This is a genomic window from Saccharopolyspora dendranthemae (assembly GCF_007829955.1).
In the GTDB taxonomy this organism is placed as follows: domain Bacteria; phylum Actinomycetota; class Actinomycetes; order Mycobacteriales; family Pseudonocardiaceae; genus Saccharopolyspora; species Saccharopolyspora dendranthemae.
This window is the reverse complement of sequence record NZ_VIWX01000007.1, coordinates 200,754-217,254: the sequence shown is the minus strand read 5'-3', so window position 1 is coordinate 217,254 and position 16,501 is coordinate 200,754. Positions and strand designations below refer to the sequence as shown.

The window sequence follows — 16,501 nt, the reverse complement described above, 5'->3', positions numbered from 1 at the left end:
GACCACGCGTTCCCCTGGCGCCCTTCGTCATCGCGGACCGGGTCGATGTTGGTCCGGCCCTCACCCGCTCGAGGCGTTGCGGAACGAGTCCCGACCGCTGCGCGTCACCGGACTCCGTGCGTGCCCCGCACGAATTCGCCTTACCCGATCGGACACTGCTGGATCCGGGCTCTGGTCAATAAACTGGGAACCGGCCCGGACCCGCTCACAAATTCGCCGAAAATCCGGTCGAAAAGCGAAAGCCCGGGCCAAGTGGGGGTTTGTGATGCGCAAGCTTCGGAATGCCCTGTTAGGCATGGCGGTGGCCGCGATCGTGCCCATCACCGGGCTCGGAACCCAAGTCGCGACCATCGCCGTTGAAATCCGAGATGCCCTGGTCCAGGCAGCGCAGGCGGCACCTGGGCAGGACACGACGGACTTCCTCGCCTTCGGGACGCGGATCCGCTCAGAACCCGGCACCAGCGCCTCCGTGCGTGGAATCGGCAATCCTGGGGACACCGCCACGATTCACCGCAGAATCGACGGCGAACCCATTCTCTGCGAGGACGGCAGGACCGTCACGCAATGGCTCGACATCACCAACGAACGCAGCCAGATTTCAGGATTCGTGAGCGGCTGCTTCATGTGATTCCCCGTTTTCATCCCACCGCCGCTGAAGCGGCCCTCCCAGCCTGTCCGCCGGAGGCGGCAGGCCCCGTGGAAGGTGTTCGCTCAGGGCCCGGCCTCGTGCAGGTCGCCGGCCACCGAAGCCGGCGACCTCGCGAACCGCGCCCAGCGGCCTCACCCCCTCGGTGAGCCCGGCAGTCCATGCCGGTCACCCGGCCGCCGAGGTCTCCCGGTGCCACGGCCGAGCTCCACCCCGATGACGGACCGATCCACGGTTCCAGCACCCGGTGGGGCTCGGCCACCCGCGGCCGCTCGCCGCGCACCGGGCTTGATGCCTCGATCGTGGTGCATCCGGCAGGTTTCGCGAGCGGATCTTCCGCTGCTCCGGAATGCCTTTCCACGCCTGCGAATCCACCCATAGGTGGTGTATCCGGCCAATTCGCTGGAAACGGTTTCGCTCGGCCGCCAATCTTGCTCCAGCGCGGCGAGCTCCGCCGCATCCCGGATCGAATTCCCCTCGTCGAAAGGATTCCCGTCATGCACACCTACGCGCTCGGCCGGCCCGCTGCCGACCGTTTCCGATCCCGCTGGTCGCTCGCGCTGGGGCTGCTTCTGTCGACGGCGCTGTCGTTGGCCGCGCTGCTCGCCGGACCACCGGCCGACGCCGAATCGCCCCGAAACATGTGCCCCGAAGGGTCTTTCTGCGTCTGGCCGGAGACCGGGTTCGGCGGTCAGCCACGCGATCTAGCGCTGCGCACCACCGGCATCGAGCAGTGCACCACGCTCGAAACCGGTTGGGAGGCATTGTCCTTCGCCAACAACACCGGCCACCCGGTGACGGTGTACCAGGACCCGCACTGCGACGAGGAGGCAGATTTCGACACGCACCCCACGGGTTCGCAGACCCCGCAGGCCGGATACGTGGCCCGGGCCATCAAGGTCTGGAGTCACTGAACGCGGTCGGCCAGCTTCCGCACCAGGTCCAGGAGTCGCTCGGCGGAGTTCTGCCAGGTGAACTTCGCCGCCTGGGTCCGGGCCGCCGCGACCAGGTCTGCGCGGGCCTGATCGTCCTCCAGCTCGCGCACGGCGTCAGCGAAGTCCTTCGGCCTCCCCGACTCGAAGAACTTCGCGTGCCCGCCGGTGACCTCGTGGAAGATCTCCAGATCGCTGCAGACCACCGGCGTCCCCGCGTTCATCGCCTCGATGACCGGCAACCCGAAACCCTCGTCCCGCGACGCCGTGACCAGCGCGCCGGCCCGGGCCAGCAGCTGCTGGTACTCGTCCTCCCCGATCCCCCGCCAGAACACCACGTCCGCGCCCGGCGGCAGCTGCTCGCGCAGCTCGGCCTCTCGCTGCGGCGCAATCCGGCTGACCAGGTGCAGCCGGTGACCAGGAAGGAAGGCCATGCCCGCCAGCAACGTCTCGACGTCCTTGTACGGCATGAAAGAACCCATGTACACCAGCTCGCGCGGGCCGCCGTCCGTCGCGTCCGGCGCGTCCGGTGCGGCCTGGGGCTGAGGTGCGTTGTGCACGACCGTGACCGGCCTGCGGGTCAGCCGGTGCCGCTCGATCAACCGCCGGGTGGTGTCGCTGACCGTCACGACTGCGTCAGCGCGGTTGAGCATCACGCGCTGCGGCCAGTACGCCTGGTGGTAGAGCCGCCAGGCGACCTTGACCGGTAGCGGGAGAAATCCCGGCGGGTCAGGGTGCCGGTAGTAGATGAGGTCGTGCAGCGTGAGCACCAGGCGGTAATCGCGGCGGAACCCGCCGATGATCTGCATCGGGCTGAACACCACGTCAGCGCCGAGGCGGTTCAGGGTGCGCGAGACCCACAGCTCGCGCGGTGACATCGGGCTGTTGATCAGCACGTGCGGAACCCCGTCGGGCAGCAGGTCGAGCTGCCGCTCGTCGTGGATCAGCATCGTCACGGGGTGGAGTTGGTGCAGCGCTTCGACGAGGCTCGCGCCGTAGCGGCTGATCCCGTCGTGCTGATCGGTGCGCGTCCAACGCGCGTCGACCACGAGCTTCATCGAGTCTGCTCCGGGATCGCGAGCTTCTCGCGGTGGTCGCAGCGCCCCAGGAACCGGACGATCTCGGCCGCGGCGGCTTCGGGCGTCTCGTAGTGCACGAGATGCCCCACGTCGGAGATCACCACGAGTTCGGCGTCGGGCAACCGGGCGGCGAGCGCGCGTTGACCGGCCACCGGCGCGATCTCGTCGTGCTCGCCCGCGACCAGCAGCACCGGCATCCGCAGCTGATCGGCGTAGTCGGTCACGGTGTGCGTCACCGAGGCCTGGAAGGACTGGTTGACCACGGCCGGCGAGTGGAAGCGGCTGAAGTACCGCAGGTGGTTGTCGTCGATGAACCCGCGCAGCTGCTTGTCCCGAGTCCGGGTCATCGCCCGGCTGGCCGCGAGCACCACCCAGCGGTTGGTCAGCAGCGAACGACCGGCGCGGGAGGGCAGTCGCTCCCCGAGCGAGTAGTAGGCCGCGGTCAACCCCGTCAGGGCCGCGTACGGCCCGCGCAACGCGGACGTGGCGATGGGGTTGATCAGCACCAACCGATGCACCAGCGACGGGCGGGAAGCCGCCAGAAGGGAGGCGACGATCGAACCGAACGAATGCCCGACCAGCACGATCGGCCGCTCGGCACCGCCGAGCCGACCGATCAGCTCCACGATCACCTCGGCGTAGCCGGCGACGTCGTGCCGCCCGGTCAACGGCCCGGAGTCCCCGAATCCGGGCAGGTCCGGGATCACGACGCGCCTGCCCGCCAGGCCTGCCGCGATGGACTCCAGGCCGTGGTGAGTGCCGCGCAGCCCGTGCACGATCAGCACGGTTTCGGCGGTGGGGCCCAGCTCCTCGCGGTAGACCCAGTAGTGCAGGTCCGAGCCGTTGATCCGAGCTGCGCGCTCCTTCGGGTGCAGGTCGGGGACGATCATGATCAGCTCGCCAGTTCGGTGCTGATCTCGTCGAGCTCCACGGCGCTGTTCGGGTCGATCACGTGGTGGTACAGGGTTTCGAAGCGTCCGAGGATCTCAGCGATGTCGTGGCGGGAGACCAGGCGCTGGCTGGCCTCGCCCATCCGGTCGATGGTGGCTCGGTCCGCCAGCACGTCGCCGATCGCGCCCGCGAGCGCGTGCACGTCGCGCGGCGGGTACAGCCAGCCGTTCTCGCCCGGACGGACCAGGTGCGGCAGGGCCATGGCGTTGGCCAGCACGACCGGGGTCGCAGCGGACATGGCTTCCATGGTCGCCAGGCTCTGCAGCTCGGCGATGCTGGGCATGCAGAACAGGTCGGCACGGGCGTAGGCCTCCAGCAGTTCCTCGTCGCTGAGGAAGCCGTGGAAGTGGACCCGGTCACCGACGCCGAGCTCGGTGGCCAGCTGCTCGAAGTGCTCGCGGCGAGCACCGTTGCCGACGATCTCCAGCCGGGTCTGGACCTCGGTGCGCAGCAACGACATCGCCCGCAGCAGGTCGTCGATGTGCTTCTCCTCGTCGAGCCTGCCGACGAACAGCACGGTGCGGGTGTCCGGATCCGGGTTCTGCTCGCGGTAGCGGGCGGCAGGTCGCCGGTAGCGGTCGACGTCGATGCCGCAGGACACCGGCAGAGCCGTGCGGTCGAAGCCGTTGTCCTGCAGCAGTTGCACGGCGCGCGGCGTCGGCGCGGTGACCATCTGCGCCTTGCGGTAGTGCTTGACCAGGTTGTGCCAGAGCAGGCGTCCCGCGGCGTTCTGCAGGAAGGGAGGGATCTTGAAGTAGCCGAAGATGTTCTCCGGCATGAAGTGGTTGGTCGCCACGATGCCGATGCCGCGCTTGCGAGCGGAGTCGATCAGGCCGCGGCAGATGAAGAAGTGCGACTGCACGTGCACGATGTCGGGCTGGATCTCCTCCAGCAGGCCATCCGCCTGCCGGGCCTGCCACGGCATCAGCCCGCGGATCGTCGGGTGGAACGGCGAGCTGTAGGAGCCCACCCGGTGCACCAGCAGGCCGTCTTCGACCTCGGTGCGCGATTCGCGGGTGTCGGAGTGACACACCACGTGAACCTCGTGCCCCCGGGCGGACAGACCCGTGGCGAGCCGGTGCCCGAAGTTGGCGGCCCCGTTGACGTGCGGCGGGTACGTGGTCGCACCGACCACGATCCGCAGCGGGCGCCTGCGCGACGGTTGCGAAGTCAAGAGGAACTCCCGTTAGGACGAGGGGACGTGCGGTGTCCGGCGGTACCGGTGGGAACTTCCGTAGGCGACTGGTCAGTCCCACCAGGGGCACCCTCCAGCCTGTCCGACGGGCGCCGTTCGGTCGTGTCGGGGTGGTGCCGTGCCAGGGCGAACACCCCGGCGCAGGCCACCAGCGCGCAGAGCGCCTCCGCTGCGGCGACCCAGCCGCTGACGTGGTCGGCCTCGCCGAGCAGGCCGATTCCCAGGCCGACGGCCACCAGCGGGTCGATGACGGTCAGGCAGGCCACGACCAGGTCGGGCGGGCCGCTGGCGTAGGCGTGCTGCAGCAGCCAGCCGCCGGCCACCATCGCCACGGAGATGCCCAGCACGGAGAGGAGGTTGATCGAGAGCAGGTCCCAGGTGCCGACCTGCTGCGCCACGGCCCTGGCCATCAGCGACACGTACCCGTAGGCCACGGCGCACCCGGCGGCGAAGAGCACGCAGCGCAGCTTGGAGCGGGTCGCGACCGCGACCACGCCGAGCACCAGCACGGCCACGGCGATGATCTGGGTGGCGGTGAACTGATCGGCGTCCCCGACCGTGGTCGGCGTGGCGCTGCCGGCGGCCAGCAGCACGAACACGGCCAGTCCGCCGGTCGCGGCGAGCACCGCCAGCACCATGCTCGGGCTGACCTCGCGCCGGCTGTAGCCCTGCTCCCGGAAGTTGAGCAGCACGGTGATGGGCAGCGCGAGCACCCCCATGGGCTGCACGACGCTCAGGGGCGCGAGCCCCAGCGCGCACACGTGCAGCACAGCGCCGCTGCCGAGCGCGGCGAGTCCGGCCAGCCAGCGCGGATTGCGCACGAGCTGGGCCTGGCTGCGCAGGCCGAGGCCGCCGCCGTCCATCGCGGCGTGCACCGCCGCGTGCTGCAAGCGGGCTCCCACCGCGTACCCGCAGGCGCCCAACGCCGCCAGCACCACCGCAAGCGCAGTCATCGCAGATCACGCCCCAGCGCGTTGCATGACACTCTGTCCGTCCACACCGCTCAATCTCGCGTCTCGCGAGCCCGGCGCACATCCGGGGCCGGACCCCCAATTTCCCTGAGGCGAACCGTGCTCGCATTCCAGCGGCGGTTGCCGCCCGCGAACCACCCTCGTGCCGAACCCGCGTTCTGGCTGCGAGAACCCACCTCAGAGCCGCCCGTAGGGTGCCCTGAGTTGCCCCGGCTGAACCCAGGGTGATCCCGCACGGCGGGCCAGGCGCCACAGCAAAGCACGAATTGTTCACAGCCAGGCTGACGTTGAGCGGAATTCGCGGGAACCGATCCGGTGAACACTTCTCGACGCCCGGACGAATCACGCACGTCGATAGCGCACTTCGCGTGCACAAGTGCGTCATCCACCGAAACCACGCCGCTGACTCTAGAACAACAACGCTGAGGACTTTGTCAGCAACACATCCGACCACCGCGGTTCGCGGTCCCGCCACCGCTCCCCGACAAATCGCCGGGATTGGACTCCTTCCACCCCGCACGCCTGGAGAGCAGGCACGTCGACCGAAATGAAGATCAACATTCTCAGCGCGAAAACGGTGACCCAAACGACATGGGGAGAACATCACGTCCACTGCCGCGATCGCGCTCAGGCACATTTCCCTCACGATGCGTGATCTGCAGCAACTACTTCCTATGAAGGCACGGTCGGGTGAGATCATGCGGAACGTGGCTGTTCACGAAGCGGTATCCCGGACCGAGCAGACCAAGCGGAGCCGCGCGCGCACTGCGAAAGCACTGGTCGTCGCGGCCCTGCTGGGTGCCGCGCTGCTGACCGCGCTCGCCGCCACGGCCTACACCGACGTCGGCACCATCCCCGGCCTGCCCGCGCTGCCCCCGCTGGTCCGGTTCGGCATCCCGGTCGCTCGCGCGGCGCTCGACCTGGCCGCGCTCGCCACCGTCGGACTCTCGATGCTGCCCAAGCTGCTCGGCTTCGACCAGCCGAAGCGCACCGAACCCGTGGCCGCCCGGGCCCGGCAGCTCACCGTGTTCACGGGCCTGGTGTGGATGCTCTCCGCGCTGGTCTCGCTGGTCCTGCAGGCGATGGAAGCCAGCCCGGGCTCACCGGCCACCACCGGGCTTCTCGTCGCCTACGTCGAGAACGTGCCCGCCGGCCCCGGCCTGCTCGCCAGCGCCGGTGGTGGGCTGCTCTGCGCCGTCGTGGGACTGTTCGCCGTGCGCTTCGGCGAGTCGGTGCCCACCGAGCTGCGCACCATCGTCGCGCTGCTCGGGCTGCTGCCGATGCCGCTGACCGGCCACGCGACCGACTGGCAGTACCACGACTTCAGCATGATCTCGATGGAGCTGCACGTGGTCGGTGCCGCCATGTGGGTCGGCGGCCTGGCCGCGGTGGCCGTGTTCGTGGCGCCGCGGCGCGAGCTGCTCGCCGAGGCGGTGCCGCGCTTCTCCAAGCTCGCCGGACTCGCCCTGCTGGTGGTCGGCGCTTCCGGCATGTTCAACGGCCTGATGGAACTGATCATCACGCCGAGCGTGGGCCTGGCCGGTCTGGTCACCACGCAGTACGGGCAGATCCTCATCGGCAAGGCGGTGTGCCTGGTGGTGCTGGCGGTGATCGGGGCCCAGATGCGGTTCCGGCTCCTGCCGCGCATCGCACGGCAGGAGCGGACGGCCTTGATGACCTGGGTGATCTTCGAGGTCGCGGTCATGGGCGTCGCCTACGGCCTCGGCGTCGTCCTCTCCCGCGCCCCGCTCATCATCTGACCCGGTCGCGGACGCGACTCACCTGTGACTCAGTCGCGGACGCGCCAGTCGCGCACCGTGGCCAGGTACTGCTCGATGCGCCGGACTCCGCCCGAGCCGAGGTGCTCGAACAGCCACCACAGACCGGCCAGCAGCACCACCACGTACAGCGCGGAGGCGAAGTCCGAGGGCGGCGCGGCGATGTAGGCGTGCTGCAGCCACAGCGCCGCGTAGGCCGCGGCCGTGACCGCCACCGCTCCGGCCAGCGGGCGCAACCGCATCACCAGCTGGCAGGACAGGTCGATCGCCAACGCCCCGATCAGCAGGAAGAACGGCACCGTGGAGATCGGGAACCCGCCAGCGGCCAGCAGGACCCAGGCCACGCAGCGGAAGGCGAGGTAGCCGGCGGCCACCGTGGTGGCCGTCCAGCGGCGCCCCACCAGGATCCGCGCGAGCAGCAACGTGCCCAGCCCGGTCAGCACCGCCCAGGTCGGGTAGAGCCAGTCCGGCGTGGGAAGGGTGAAGTTCTCCACCGCGATGTAGTCCAGCGGCCGGTGGAGCTGATCGGCGGCGAACTGCAGCAGGCTGTCCTCGGCGTAGGGCGTGCCGCGCTCCCACGCGGCCAGCCCCAGCACGCCGTACTCCTGGTGCTGGTTGAGGAACATGAAGTTGTCGATCACGGTGAACCACAGGAAGCACGCGACCGGGTAGAAGTACCGGTCGGTGCGGCAGAGCCGGTTCCAGCCCACCAGCAGGCCGATGCTCATCATCCCAGTTCCCAGGTAGAGCAGGGCGTGCGACGGGCTCCAGGCGGTGATGTCCAGACCGTTGACCCGGTGGTTGATCACGTCGAGCGGCGCGGCGATCAGGAAGATCCCCAGCCCCCACTGCATCCAGCGCAGCGTGGTCTTGTCCGCCCCGATCCCGGTGTAGCTGTGGTAGACGACCAGCCCGATCACCATCACCGTGCCGACGGTGTTGAGCAGGTGCGGAGGCGCGAGGTCGTCGCGCAGCCACCGGAAGTGCCAGGAGATGTCCCAGGTGGCGCCGAGGATCTTGAGCACCATCGCGACGACCCACCAGCGATATAACGCCCTGACCAGCTCGACCGGCGCGTCCCGGCCGGGTTCACCGCGGGTCCAGCTGGACCGGACCAGCGCAGCGACGTCCGCCATCGCGTTCACCTCCACCTCGGGTGATGTTCACGAAAACGGTAACCCGAGTTGATCGCGGGAGAACGGGGAACCGGCTTTTCCGGACGAACCTTTTCCCAATGGAGATCTGCGCCGGAAACACCTCCGCGTGGCGCGGGTTTTCGCGTTCTCCCCTCAGATCAACGCTTTTCCCACCCGCATGTGCAGCGGCCCGGACGGTGAGCCGTCCGGGCCGCTGGAGGACGCAGGACTGCCTGCGCCGAAGATTCCGCGCTATCGGGGAATCTTGAGGACCTGACCGACGTAGATCAGATCCGGGTCCCCGATTCCGTTGACGCGGGCGATCTCCCGCCAGTCGACGCCGACCTTGGCTCCGACCCCGGAGAGGGTGTCGCCGGGCTGCACCACGTAGGTCTCCTGCGGTGCGGGCCCGGGCGGCGGAGGCGGCGCACCGGCTCCGGTGAGCACGTCCACCGGCACCAGCGAGACGTTGAGGTCGGTGTCGGCGCCGATGCCGGGGACCTTCCCGTCGGAGGCGTGCTGGTGCACGACCACGCGGTCGGTCATGTAGCCGGGCTCGCCGGGGTTGCGCCCGTAGTGCGCGACCCACAGGAACACGCCCGGGTCCACCCAGGTATCCGGCGCGATCTTGTCCTGGAACCACGAGCTGGAGGCGTAGACGACGATCTCGTGGCGGCCGGTGTGACCGCGGAGGGCGTCGATGAAGCCCTTGATCCACCCACCGAGGTTGGGCGCGTCGGTCTCCATGTCCAGGCACGGCGGGAGGTTCCCCGGGCCGGCCGAGTTCGTCCGCGCGAGCTGCGCGGCGAAGTCGGCCGCCTCCTGCTGCGGCGTGTTGGTGTCCGGTCGCGCGAAGTGATAAAGCCCGGTGACCATGCCGGCCCCGCGCGCCCCGTTGAGCTGCGAATCGAGCACGGGACTGACGTACCCGATTCCTTCGGTGGCCTTGATGTAGGTGAAGACGTACCCGGCGCCGCGCACCGCTCCCCAGTCGGGCTCCCCTTGGTACCGCGCCACATCGATGCCGGGAATGCGTTCGGCCATGTTTTACCCCCTGCAGTTCTGGCCTCTGCCGCTGCTCAAACTATCGAAGTCCGACAAACAGCCAGTTCCGCCATTCGGCTTAAGATCGCTACCCGAAAGGCGCGGGAAAGCCCTACGCAATGCAATCAATGCGTAGTCCTACTCGCCTGATCTAGTGAGTCGCTGCTCCCAGTCGCGAGTTTTCTTCACTAGATGCACAGTGGGGCGGAGCCCGCGGTGCGCCGCCGTTTCTCCGGCGCGGGCAACCTTTTCCAACGGCGGGCGTCTTCCAAGTGCAGAGCAATGACCGAACCAACCCGCTGGGGCGGCGGGAACGGGGGTGATGGCCGTGAACCGGCGCATCGGAGCACGCATTCTGCAGACGTCCGCCGGCCTGCTGGCCGCAGGAGCACTGGCGGGCGCGGCCCTGCCGGCTCAGGCGCAGGACGCACCGGACCAGCCGCGTGATCCGCGCTGCCACACCTCTCAGCTCACCGGCAGCATGTCGCCGGTCGAGGCCGGGGCCGGCCAGCGCTACGCGGACCTGTCGCTGACCAACTCCAGCGATCAGTTCTGCACGCTCTACGGCTACGGCGGGATGCAGCTGGTGGACGCCGCGGGCAACCCGCTGCCCACGAACGTCACCCGCACGCCGAACCCGGGACCGGCGCTCATCGACCTTCCCCCCGGCGCCTCGGCGGCCGCGACGCTGCACTGGACCGCCGTTCCCCACGAGGGCGAAGGCGACCCGTGCCAGCCCGCCCCGGCGAGCCTGCAGGTCATCCCGCCGGACGAGACCGAGCCGCTGCCGGTCACCTGGACCGGAGACGTGGTCTGCGGCGGCGGAGCCATCGGTGAGAGCGCCTACCACTAGGACTGCTCAGCCGTGCGGCGGTGCCGTCGCCGAGCGGCCCCCGAGAAGACATGTCGATCACCCTTGAGGTGGTGGCCGGATCAGCACGGGTGTGCTGGGGTGGCGACATGATCGAGTCAACGGACCGCGAGGTAGCGGGGAGCCTGGGCACGCTGGCCGTGCGGGAGTGGTCGTCGGACAACCCGGGGTGGATCGCGCTGATCTCGCACGGCTACGGCGAGCACTCCGGGCGGTACCAGTGGGTCGCGGAGCAGCTGGTCCAGTCGCGCGCGCTGGTCTGGGCGCCGGACCACATCGGCCACGGCCGCTCGCCGGGCGACCGGGTCTACTACGAGGACGCCGAGGCCCTGATCGCCGACCTGGAGGTGCTGCGCCGCGAGGTCACCGCGCAGCACCCGGATCTGCCGGTCGTGCTGATCGGGCACTCGATGGGCGGCATGCTCGCCGCCCGCTACGCGCAGGAGCACCAGCGGCACCTGGCCGCCCTGGTGCTGTCGGGTCCGGTCCTGGGCACCTGGCACGTGCTGGACCTGCTGGAGCACGACGAGATCCCGGACACGCCGATCGAGCCGACGACGCTCTCCCGCGACCCCGAGGTCGGCGCCGCGTACCTGGGCGACGAGCTGGTCTGGCACGGTCCGTTCAAGCGCGCCACGCTCCGCGCGGTCGACGACTGCCTGCTCGCGATCAACGAGGGCCCGACGCTGGACATCCCGACGCTGTGGATCCACGGCGAGGACGACGAGCTGGTCCCCGAGGCCGATACCCGGACCGGGATCGACCGCATCCGCGGAAACGAGTTCCACGAGCACATCTACCCGAGCGCCCGCCACGAGCTGTTCAACGAGACGAACAAATCCGAGGTCATGACCGATGTCCGCAACTTCATCGGGCGCGCGCTGAATTCTTAGAGCGGATAATAATGCTGACGATCATTACCTGATCGAGTGAGGCGTGTCGCTTGCGTTTGCAGGCCACCGTCCTGCCGGGCAGTTTTGAGCCCGGAGAGCGGGGGCTGCCATGAACGTCGCGCGCGCACAAGATCTGATCGGGACACCGGTGTTCGACAGCGAGGGGAATCGCGTCGGACGAGTCGGCAACGTCTACGTCGACGACCACACCAACCAGCCCGAGTGGGTCACGGTCCGGATCGGCCTGTTCGGGATCAAGGAGACCTTCGTGCCGCTCGACGGCGCGACCACGGCGGAGAACCGGCTGGAGCTCCCGGTCTCCAGGGACCGGGTCCGCAACGCCCCGGACGTCGAGGCCGAGGGCGGCAGGCTTACCGACACCGAGGGCCGCGACCTCTACGCCTACTACGGGCTCGTCGACCCCGACGAGAGCGATACCAAATACTGATCTTCTCGGGCGTTCGAACCCGCGTGCGGATGCGGAAGAATCTTCCGCGATGGATGCGCACAGCGAGCTCGAACTGCTCATCACCGTGGTCGTCGGTGCCCAGGACGAACCCAGCGCCCGCGAGGCCTGCGACGACCTGGTCAGACGCATCGGCGGACAGGTCATCACCGTCGCCGACTGCTCCGACGAGGAGCCCGGCTGCTGGTCGCTGACGATGAGCCGCGGCACCGGGGAGACCGGCTGGCACGTGGCCGCGCTCTCGCGCGTGGTGCGCAACTTCCTGCGCGAACTCGGCCCGGAGTGCGGACGGCACCGCGTCGCCTGCGCGCCGCCGACGGCCTGGGCGGTGGTCGACGACCCCGATCTGGTCGGCGAGCTGGTCCCGGCCGGCGAGCGCCTGCTGATCGAGACGTGGTCCGGGGACGACGACGCTCCGGATCACCACGAATCCACAGTAGACAACTAAGTCCAACAGGCTTGCCAGGCATGACCGAACAATGATCAACAAGGGCGGCCCGCCCGAGCGGTGATCTTGCCCGGGCACTACCTTGTGAACCGTTACAGAGTCGTACCGCCCTTGGAGAGGACCGCATCCAAATGGCAGGCGTCGAAGAAGTTCGCGCAGGCATTTCGCTGGCCAACCAGAAGATGCAGGAAGGCGTCGCCGCACTCCAGCAGACGACGCTGGTCCTCGAGGAAGCGCAGGCAGCGCTCTCCGGGGCCATCCAGGGCACCGCGCAGGACGAGATGCAGCACGCCTACGGCATGCTCGCCGAGGTCCTGCAGACGATCGGCGGCGCGCAGGGCACGCTGTCGGCGACGATCTCCTCCACCGAGAGCTACGCCGGGCGCCTGTAGTCGTGTCCTCGCTCGACGAACTCCACCAAGTGCTGCAGGGCATCGAGCGCCAGCTCGAAGAGGCCGGGGCGCACCTGGGCACCTGCCAGGGCAAGCTCGACGAAGCGCGGCAGGCGCTGGTCCAGCTCGACCCGGAGCACCCGGAGACCGTCCTCCCACCGGGGCTCCCTCGAACGCATGACCAGGTTGAGCGCGCGCAGCGGCTGATCGACCTCGTCCTGAACACGATCCGCGACTTCGCCACCCGTTTGTAGGATCTTCGGTCGAAGCACGGAACACCTTCCCACTGCGCGATATTCACGCCTGTGCATGGGTTGGGCAGGGCATATTTCGAGGTGGTACTTTGATCACGTTCCGTAACTCGGTCTCCGAGGTGGCGTGTTGTGAAACGCAGTGACCGGCGAAGCCGCATCGAATCGGCCTTCGAGCACCTGCGCAGCAGCATCTCCGCCGCACTCGGCGCCACCGAGAACGCGCATCGCGAGGTGCTCGACACCTGCGCCGAGCAGGAGTACGCGCTGCGCATCGCCCAGGTCGGCGCGGCCGAAGCCGAACGCGAACCGGAGCAGATCGCAGACCCGGCCGACCCGCACTTCCGAGCCGCGCTCGCCCGAGCGCTGACCGCGCGCGACGAGATCTTCCGGGACTGGACCGAGCAAGGTCCGCCCTCGCTGGAGAAGCTGGTCGCCGCGAACTCACCCGGCAGCGCGTCGCAGCCGTTCGAGGCCTGGCTCGGCGATTTCGGCGGCGGTGACGTCGCCCACCCGCCCGAGCTGTGGCGGATCGGCACCGCGAGCCTCCCCGATTCCCCGCAGTCGCCACCGTTCCCGGCCGTCGTGCCCGCGCTGGACTTCGCGCACCTGCGCATCACCACCGACGAGGTGCCGGAAACAGCGGAAACCCTGGTGCAGAACCTGCTCCTGCGGATCGTCAGCCACTTCGAGCCCGGTCAGGTGCGCATCCACAGCTGGGACGTCGCGCGGCTGACCGGCACGCTGCCGGACCTGCACCCGCTCAGCAGCGCCGGCCTGCTCACCGCTCACGACTCGACGCGCCTGAGCGACCTGCTCGAGGTGCTCTCCGATCACATCAAGCGCATCCACTCGGGCGCCCTGCTCGGCGAGCACACGACGCTGCGCGCGCTGGCCGCCGCCCACGGTCGCCGGAGCGAGCCGTGGCGGATCGCGGTGCTGTTCGGCAACGGCCAACCCCTGCGCGAGGAGCAGCAACAACAGCTCCAGCGGATCGCGCGCAACGGTCTGGCTTGCGGCATCCAGCTGATCACGGTCGACCTCCCGCTGACCGTCAACAGCTCCATCGAGTCGATCTCGCTGATCGGCGAGAACCGCGCGCGCACCAGCATGACCGGGCCCGAAGCCGTGGTGGCGCTGGACGAACCGCCGTCGCGCGGGACGGCGGCGAAGGTGTGCGGGGCCATCGCGACCGAGTTCGAGTCCCGGCGTGCGCGGGTCCGGACCTTCGACGACCTGCTGCCCGACGAGTTGTGGCAGTGCCACTCGCGTTCCGAGCTGCAGGCGCCGGTCGGCTTCGACGAGGGCGAAGAGGTGTGGGTGCGGCTCGGCGACGCCAGCCCGCACACCCTGATCGGCGGGCCGAGCGGATCGGGCAAGACGAACTTCCTCTACAGCATGCTCGGCGCCATGGCCGCCCGGTACTCACCGGACGAGCTGGAGCTGCACCTTCTGGACTTCAAGGAAGGCGTGTCGTTCGCGCAGTTCACGCCCGGCAGGCGGGACCCGAGCTGGCTGCCGCACGCGAAGCTGGTGGGCGTCAACGTCAACACCGACCGCGAGTTCGGGCTGGCGCTGCTGCGGTTCCTGGCCGACGAGATGCGGCGGCGCGCCGACGTCGCCAAGCGCTACGAGGTCACGAAGCTCGAAGAGCTGCGGGCCGAAGACCCCGAGGGCAGGTGGCCGCGGATCGTCGCGGTGATCGACGAGTTCCAGTACCTGTTCGCCGACCGCGACCCGGTGACCGCGCAGGCCACCAAGCTGCTGGAAGACGTTGCGCGGCGCGGTCGTTCGCAGGGCATCCACCTGGTGCTGGCCAGCCAGGACGTCTCCGGGATCGAGGCGTTCTGGGGCAAGCCGGCGATCTTCGAGCAGTTCATCCTGCGCATCGCGCTGCCCAAGGCCCGCCGGGTGCTCACCGAGCACAACCAGGCGGCGATGGAACTCCCGCGCTGGCACGCCGTGGTCAACCACGAGTCGGGCGTCAAGCACGGCAACGAGATCGCCCGCATCCCGGACGCCACCGCCCGCGACACCTTCCACGAACTGCAGCAACGCCTCTGGCAGCAGCGCACGCCCGGGTCCCACCCGCCGCGGCTGTTCGACGGCTCCAACCTGCCGAAGCTCTCGGCCCTGGACGAGTTCCGGAAGCCGACCGCGCCGGTCAGCGCTCCGCGCGCGCTGCTCGGGCAGATCATCGACGTCGAGGGAACGGCCGCTGCGGTGCGGCTGTCGCGCTCGCCGGGACGCAACATCGCGGTGATCGGCTCGGTGCGCGAGGACACCACCAGTGCGATGGGGGCGGCGGCGCTGTCGCTGTCGCGCCAGCACGAGCCGGGCACGATCCGGTTCACCGTCGGCGCGCTGCTCGACGACGTCGACGAGGACGCCCGCGCCGTGGTCGAGGAGCTTCGCGGACGGGGCCACGAGGTCGACGTGGTGGGACTCGACGACATCTCCGCGACGCTCGACCGCATCGCCACCGACATCGACGCCGGTGCCGCTCCGGTCCGGCACTGCGTGGTGCTCTACGCCGTCGACGCCGCGCAGACCACGCTGGAGCGCAAGGACCCGGTGACCAGGGCCTGCGCGCTGGACTCGCTGCGCACGATCCTCAAGCAGGGGCCGGAATCCCGGGTGCACGTGATCGGCTGGTGGCGCAGCGTGCAGCGGGTGAAGAACACGCTCGGCATGGGCCCGGTGGACGACATCGGCGCGTGGGTGGCCTTCGACGTGCACGGGCAGGAGCTCAGCGCGTTCGCCGCCGGTCAGCCGGTCAACTGGTCGCCGCGGTCGCGTCGCGGACTGTTCTTCGACCGCTCCGTGCACTCGCGTCCCGAGGTCGTGCTGCCGTTCGACCTCGGCGGATCCCCGCCGGTGCCCGCCCAGCGCTCAACGGAATCGGATGCCGACGTGCGGGAGGAAGCCGGTGACTGAGACGGCAGCGGAGCGCTACCGCGAGCTGACCGCCCTGGCCACGGCCGCGGGCAAGGAGATGCGCAAGCAGGAGCGCGACAGCGCGAAGGAGCTCGGCGACGCGGTCGCGGCCGGCACCAAGCGCAAGGAGGAGTCGGAGGAGACCCGCGACAAGCTGGTCGCCGAGTTCAAGGGGCTCTGGAAGTCGGCGATGCAGATCGTCTGGGACGAGCGGTGGCTGCGTTCCTCCGGTGTCCCGGCCGCCGATCGCAGCGCTCCCGGCGCGACGCCGTCGCAGTCCCGCCAGGAAGCCCACGAAGCCCTGGAAGCCCTCCGCGACACCATCGCCAAACCCCGTCTCTCCCTCCCCCGACGCCGCAAGTAACCCACCACTCCCCCACCGCCGAGCGGTTGTTCCGGCATCGCTTCACTCGGCATTTCCCAGTTTTAGTCCAAACCGAGGACCCTTCGCGCCCGAAATGTCCGCTCAGTTTGGACTAAAACTGGGAATTCCCACCATCGTGGACGACGT

17 protein-coding genes are annotated in these 16,501 nt (G+C 69.3%); 11 read left to right on the top strand and 6 right to left on the bottom strand.

Annotated features, from left to right (window positions below; translation table 11 throughout):
* Window positions 1-265 precede the first annotated feature (265 nt).
* Together FHU35_RS27705 and FHU35_RS29485 are read left to right on the top strand one after the other, a co-directional pair.
* The gene (locus FHU35_RS27705) at window positions 266-628 is read left to right on the top strand and encodes a hypothetical protein (protein WP_145745082.1); all 363 of its coding nucleotides are present in this window, start codon (window positions 266-268) and stop codon (window positions 626-628) included.
* A 515-nt stretch (window positions 629-1,143) separates the two neighbouring features.
* A complete protein-coding gene (locus tag FHU35_RS29485) occupies window positions 1,144-1,560 on the top strand; it encodes a peptidase inhibitor family I36 protein (RefSeq protein ID WP_186459650.1) in 417 nt (138 codons plus the stop codon).
* Here the strand turns inward: FHU35_RS29485 and FHU35_RS27695 are convergent.
* From FHU35_RS27695 to FHU35_RS27680, 4 genes are read right to left on the bottom strand one after another with little or no spacing between them, the layout of a single operon-like run.
* A complete protein-coding gene (locus tag FHU35_RS27695) occupies window positions 1,554-2,636 on the bottom strand; it encodes a glycosyltransferase family 4 protein (protein ID WP_145745078.1) in 1,083 nt (360 codons plus the stop codon). The genes FHU35_RS29485 and FHU35_RS27695 overlap by 7 nt on opposite strands.
* A complete protein-coding gene (locus FHU35_RS27690; protein WP_145745076.1) occupies window positions 2,633-3,547 on the bottom strand; it encodes an alpha/beta fold hydrolase in 915 nt (304 codons plus the stop codon). Before FHU35_RS27690 ends, FHU35_RS27695 begins: the two co-directional genes overlap by 4 nt.
* A gap of 2 nt (window positions 3,548-3,549) precedes the next feature.
* Complete coding sequence (locus tag FHU35_RS27685; RefSeq protein ID WP_145745074.1) at window positions 3,550-4,782, bottom strand: glycosyltransferase; 1,233 nt, start codon at window positions 4,780-4,782, stop codon at window positions 3,550-3,552.
* Entirely contained in the window at window positions 4,779-5,756 is a 978-nt protein-coding gene (locus tag FHU35_RS27680; RefSeq protein ID WP_145745072.1) for a DMT family protein, read from the bottom strand. Before FHU35_RS27680 ends, FHU35_RS27685 begins: the two co-directional genes overlap by 4 nt.
* A gap of 725 nt (window positions 5,757-6,481) precedes the next feature.
* Between FHU35_RS27680 and FHU35_RS27675 the strand changes: the two genes are divergently transcribed.
* Window positions 6,482-7,534, top strand: coding sequence for a copper resistance D family protein (locus FHU35_RS27675; RefSeq protein ID WP_246110616.1), 1,053 nt, complete (start codon window positions 6,482-6,484; stop codon window positions 7,532-7,534).
* Window positions 7,535-7,563: 29 nt separating this feature from the next.
* Here FHU35_RS27675 and FHU35_RS27670 read toward each other — a convergent pair whose 3' ends face one another.
* Window positions 7,564-8,688 (bottom strand): hypothetical protein, encoded by a 1,125-nt coding sequence (locus FHU35_RS27670; RefSeq protein ID WP_186459649.1) that lies wholly within the window; start codon window positions 8,686-8,688, stop codon window positions 7,564-7,566.
* Window positions 8,689-8,940: 252 nt separating this feature from the next.
* Window positions 8,941-9,732, bottom strand: a complete 792-nt coding sequence (locus tag FHU35_RS27665; RefSeq protein WP_145745068.1) for a GH25 family lysozyme — start codon at window positions 9,730-9,732, stop codon at window positions 8,941-8,943.
* 328 nt (window positions 9,733-10,060) lie between these two features.
* Here FHU35_RS27665 and FHU35_RS27660 point away from each other — a divergent pair, with 328 nt between their 5' ends.
* From FHU35_RS27660 to FHU35_RS27625, 8 genes are all read left to right on the top strand, one after another.
* Entirely contained in the window at window positions 10,061-10,585 is a 525-nt protein-coding gene (locus FHU35_RS27660; RefSeq protein WP_246110615.1) for a DUF4232 domain-containing protein, read from the top strand.
* A 107-nt stretch (window positions 10,586-10,692) separates the two neighbouring features.
* The gene (locus tag FHU35_RS27655) at window positions 10,693-11,496 is read left to right on the top strand and encodes an alpha/beta fold hydrolase (RefSeq protein ID WP_145745064.1); all 804 of its coding nucleotides are present in this window, start codon (window positions 10,693-10,695) and stop codon (window positions 11,494-11,496) included.
* A gap of 109 nt (window positions 11,497-11,605) precedes the next feature.
* Entirely contained in the window at window positions 11,606-11,944 is a 339-nt protein-coding gene (locus FHU35_RS27650; protein WP_145745062.1) for a PRC-barrel domain-containing protein, read from the top strand.
* 49 nt (window positions 11,945-11,993) lie between these two features.
* On the top strand, window positions 11,994-12,410 hold the full coding sequence (locus FHU35_RS27645; protein ID WP_186459648.1) for a hypothetical protein: 417 nt from the start codon (window positions 11,994-11,996) through the stop codon (window positions 12,408-12,410).
* A gap of 131 nt (window positions 12,411-12,541) precedes the next feature.
* On the top strand, window positions 12,542-12,802 hold the full coding sequence (locus FHU35_RS27640; RefSeq protein WP_145745060.1) for a hypothetical protein: 261 nt from the start codon (window positions 12,542-12,544) through the stop codon (window positions 12,800-12,802).
* A gap of 2 nt (window positions 12,803-12,804) precedes the next feature.
* On the top strand, window positions 12,805-13,056 hold the full coding sequence (locus FHU35_RS27635; protein WP_145745058.1) for a hypothetical protein: 252 nt from the start codon (window positions 12,805-12,807) through the stop codon (window positions 13,054-13,056).
* A 129-nt stretch (window positions 13,057-13,185) separates the two neighbouring features.
* Window positions 13,186-15,990 (top strand): FtsK/SpoIIIE domain-containing protein, encoded by a 2,805-nt coding sequence (locus FHU35_RS27630; RefSeq protein ID WP_145745055.1) that lies wholly within the window; start codon window positions 13,186-13,188, stop codon window positions 15,988-15,990.
* Window positions 15,983-16,354 carry a hypothetical protein gene (locus FHU35_RS27625; RefSeq protein ID WP_145745053.1) on the top strand — a complete coding sequence of 124 codons (372 nt, stop codon included), beginning with the start codon at window positions 15,983-15,985 and terminating at the stop codon, window positions 16,352-16,354. Before FHU35_RS27630 ends, FHU35_RS27625 begins: the two co-directional genes overlap by 8 nt.
* The last annotated feature ends 147 nt before the right edge of the window (window positions 16,355-16,501 follow it).

Bases quoted from the DNA above. Each gene is read 5' to 3' on its own strand.
- FHU35_RS27705 (WP_145745082.1), top strand. From the start codon at position 266: ATGCGCAAGCTTCGGAATGCCCTGTTAGGCATGGCGGTGGCCGCGATC.
- FHU35_RS29485 (WP_186459650.1), top strand. From the start codon at position 1,144: ATGCACACCTACGCGCTCGGCCGGCCCGCTGCCGACCGTTTCCGATCC.
- FHU35_RS27695 (WP_145745078.1), bottom strand. From the start codon at position 2,636: ATGAAGCTCGTGGTCGACGCGCGTTGGACGCGCACCGATCAGCACGAC.
- FHU35_RS27690 (WP_145745076.1), bottom strand. From the start codon at position 3,547: ATGATCGTCCCCGACCTGCACCCGAAGGAGCGCGCAGCTCGGATCAAC.
- FHU35_RS27680 (WP_145745072.1), bottom strand. From the start codon at position 5,756: ATGACTGCGCTTGCGGTGGTGCTGGCGGCGTTGGGCGCCTGCGGGTAC.
- FHU35_RS27670 (WP_186459649.1), bottom strand. From the start codon at position 8,688: ATGGCGGACGTCGCTGCGCTGGTCCGGTCCAGCTGGACCCGCGGTGAA.
- FHU35_RS27665 (WP_145745068.1), bottom strand. From the start codon at position 9,732: ATGGCCGAACGCATTCCCGGCATCGATGTGGCGCGGTACCAAGGGGAG.
- FHU35_RS27655 (WP_145745064.1), top strand. From the start codon at position 10,693: ATGATCGAGTCAACGGACCGCGAGGTAGCGGGGAGCCTGGGCACGCTG.
- FHU35_RS27650 (WP_145745062.1), top strand. From the start codon at position 11,606: ATGAACGTCGCGCGCGCACAAGATCTGATCGGGACACCGGTGTTCGAC.
- FHU35_RS27645 (WP_186459648.1), top strand. From the start codon at position 11,994: ATGGATGCGCACAGCGAGCTCGAACTGCTCATCACCGTGGTCGTCGGT.
- FHU35_RS27640 (WP_145745060.1), top strand. From the start codon at position 12,542: ATGGCAGGCGTCGAAGAAGTTCGCGCAGGCATTTCGCTGGCCAACCAG.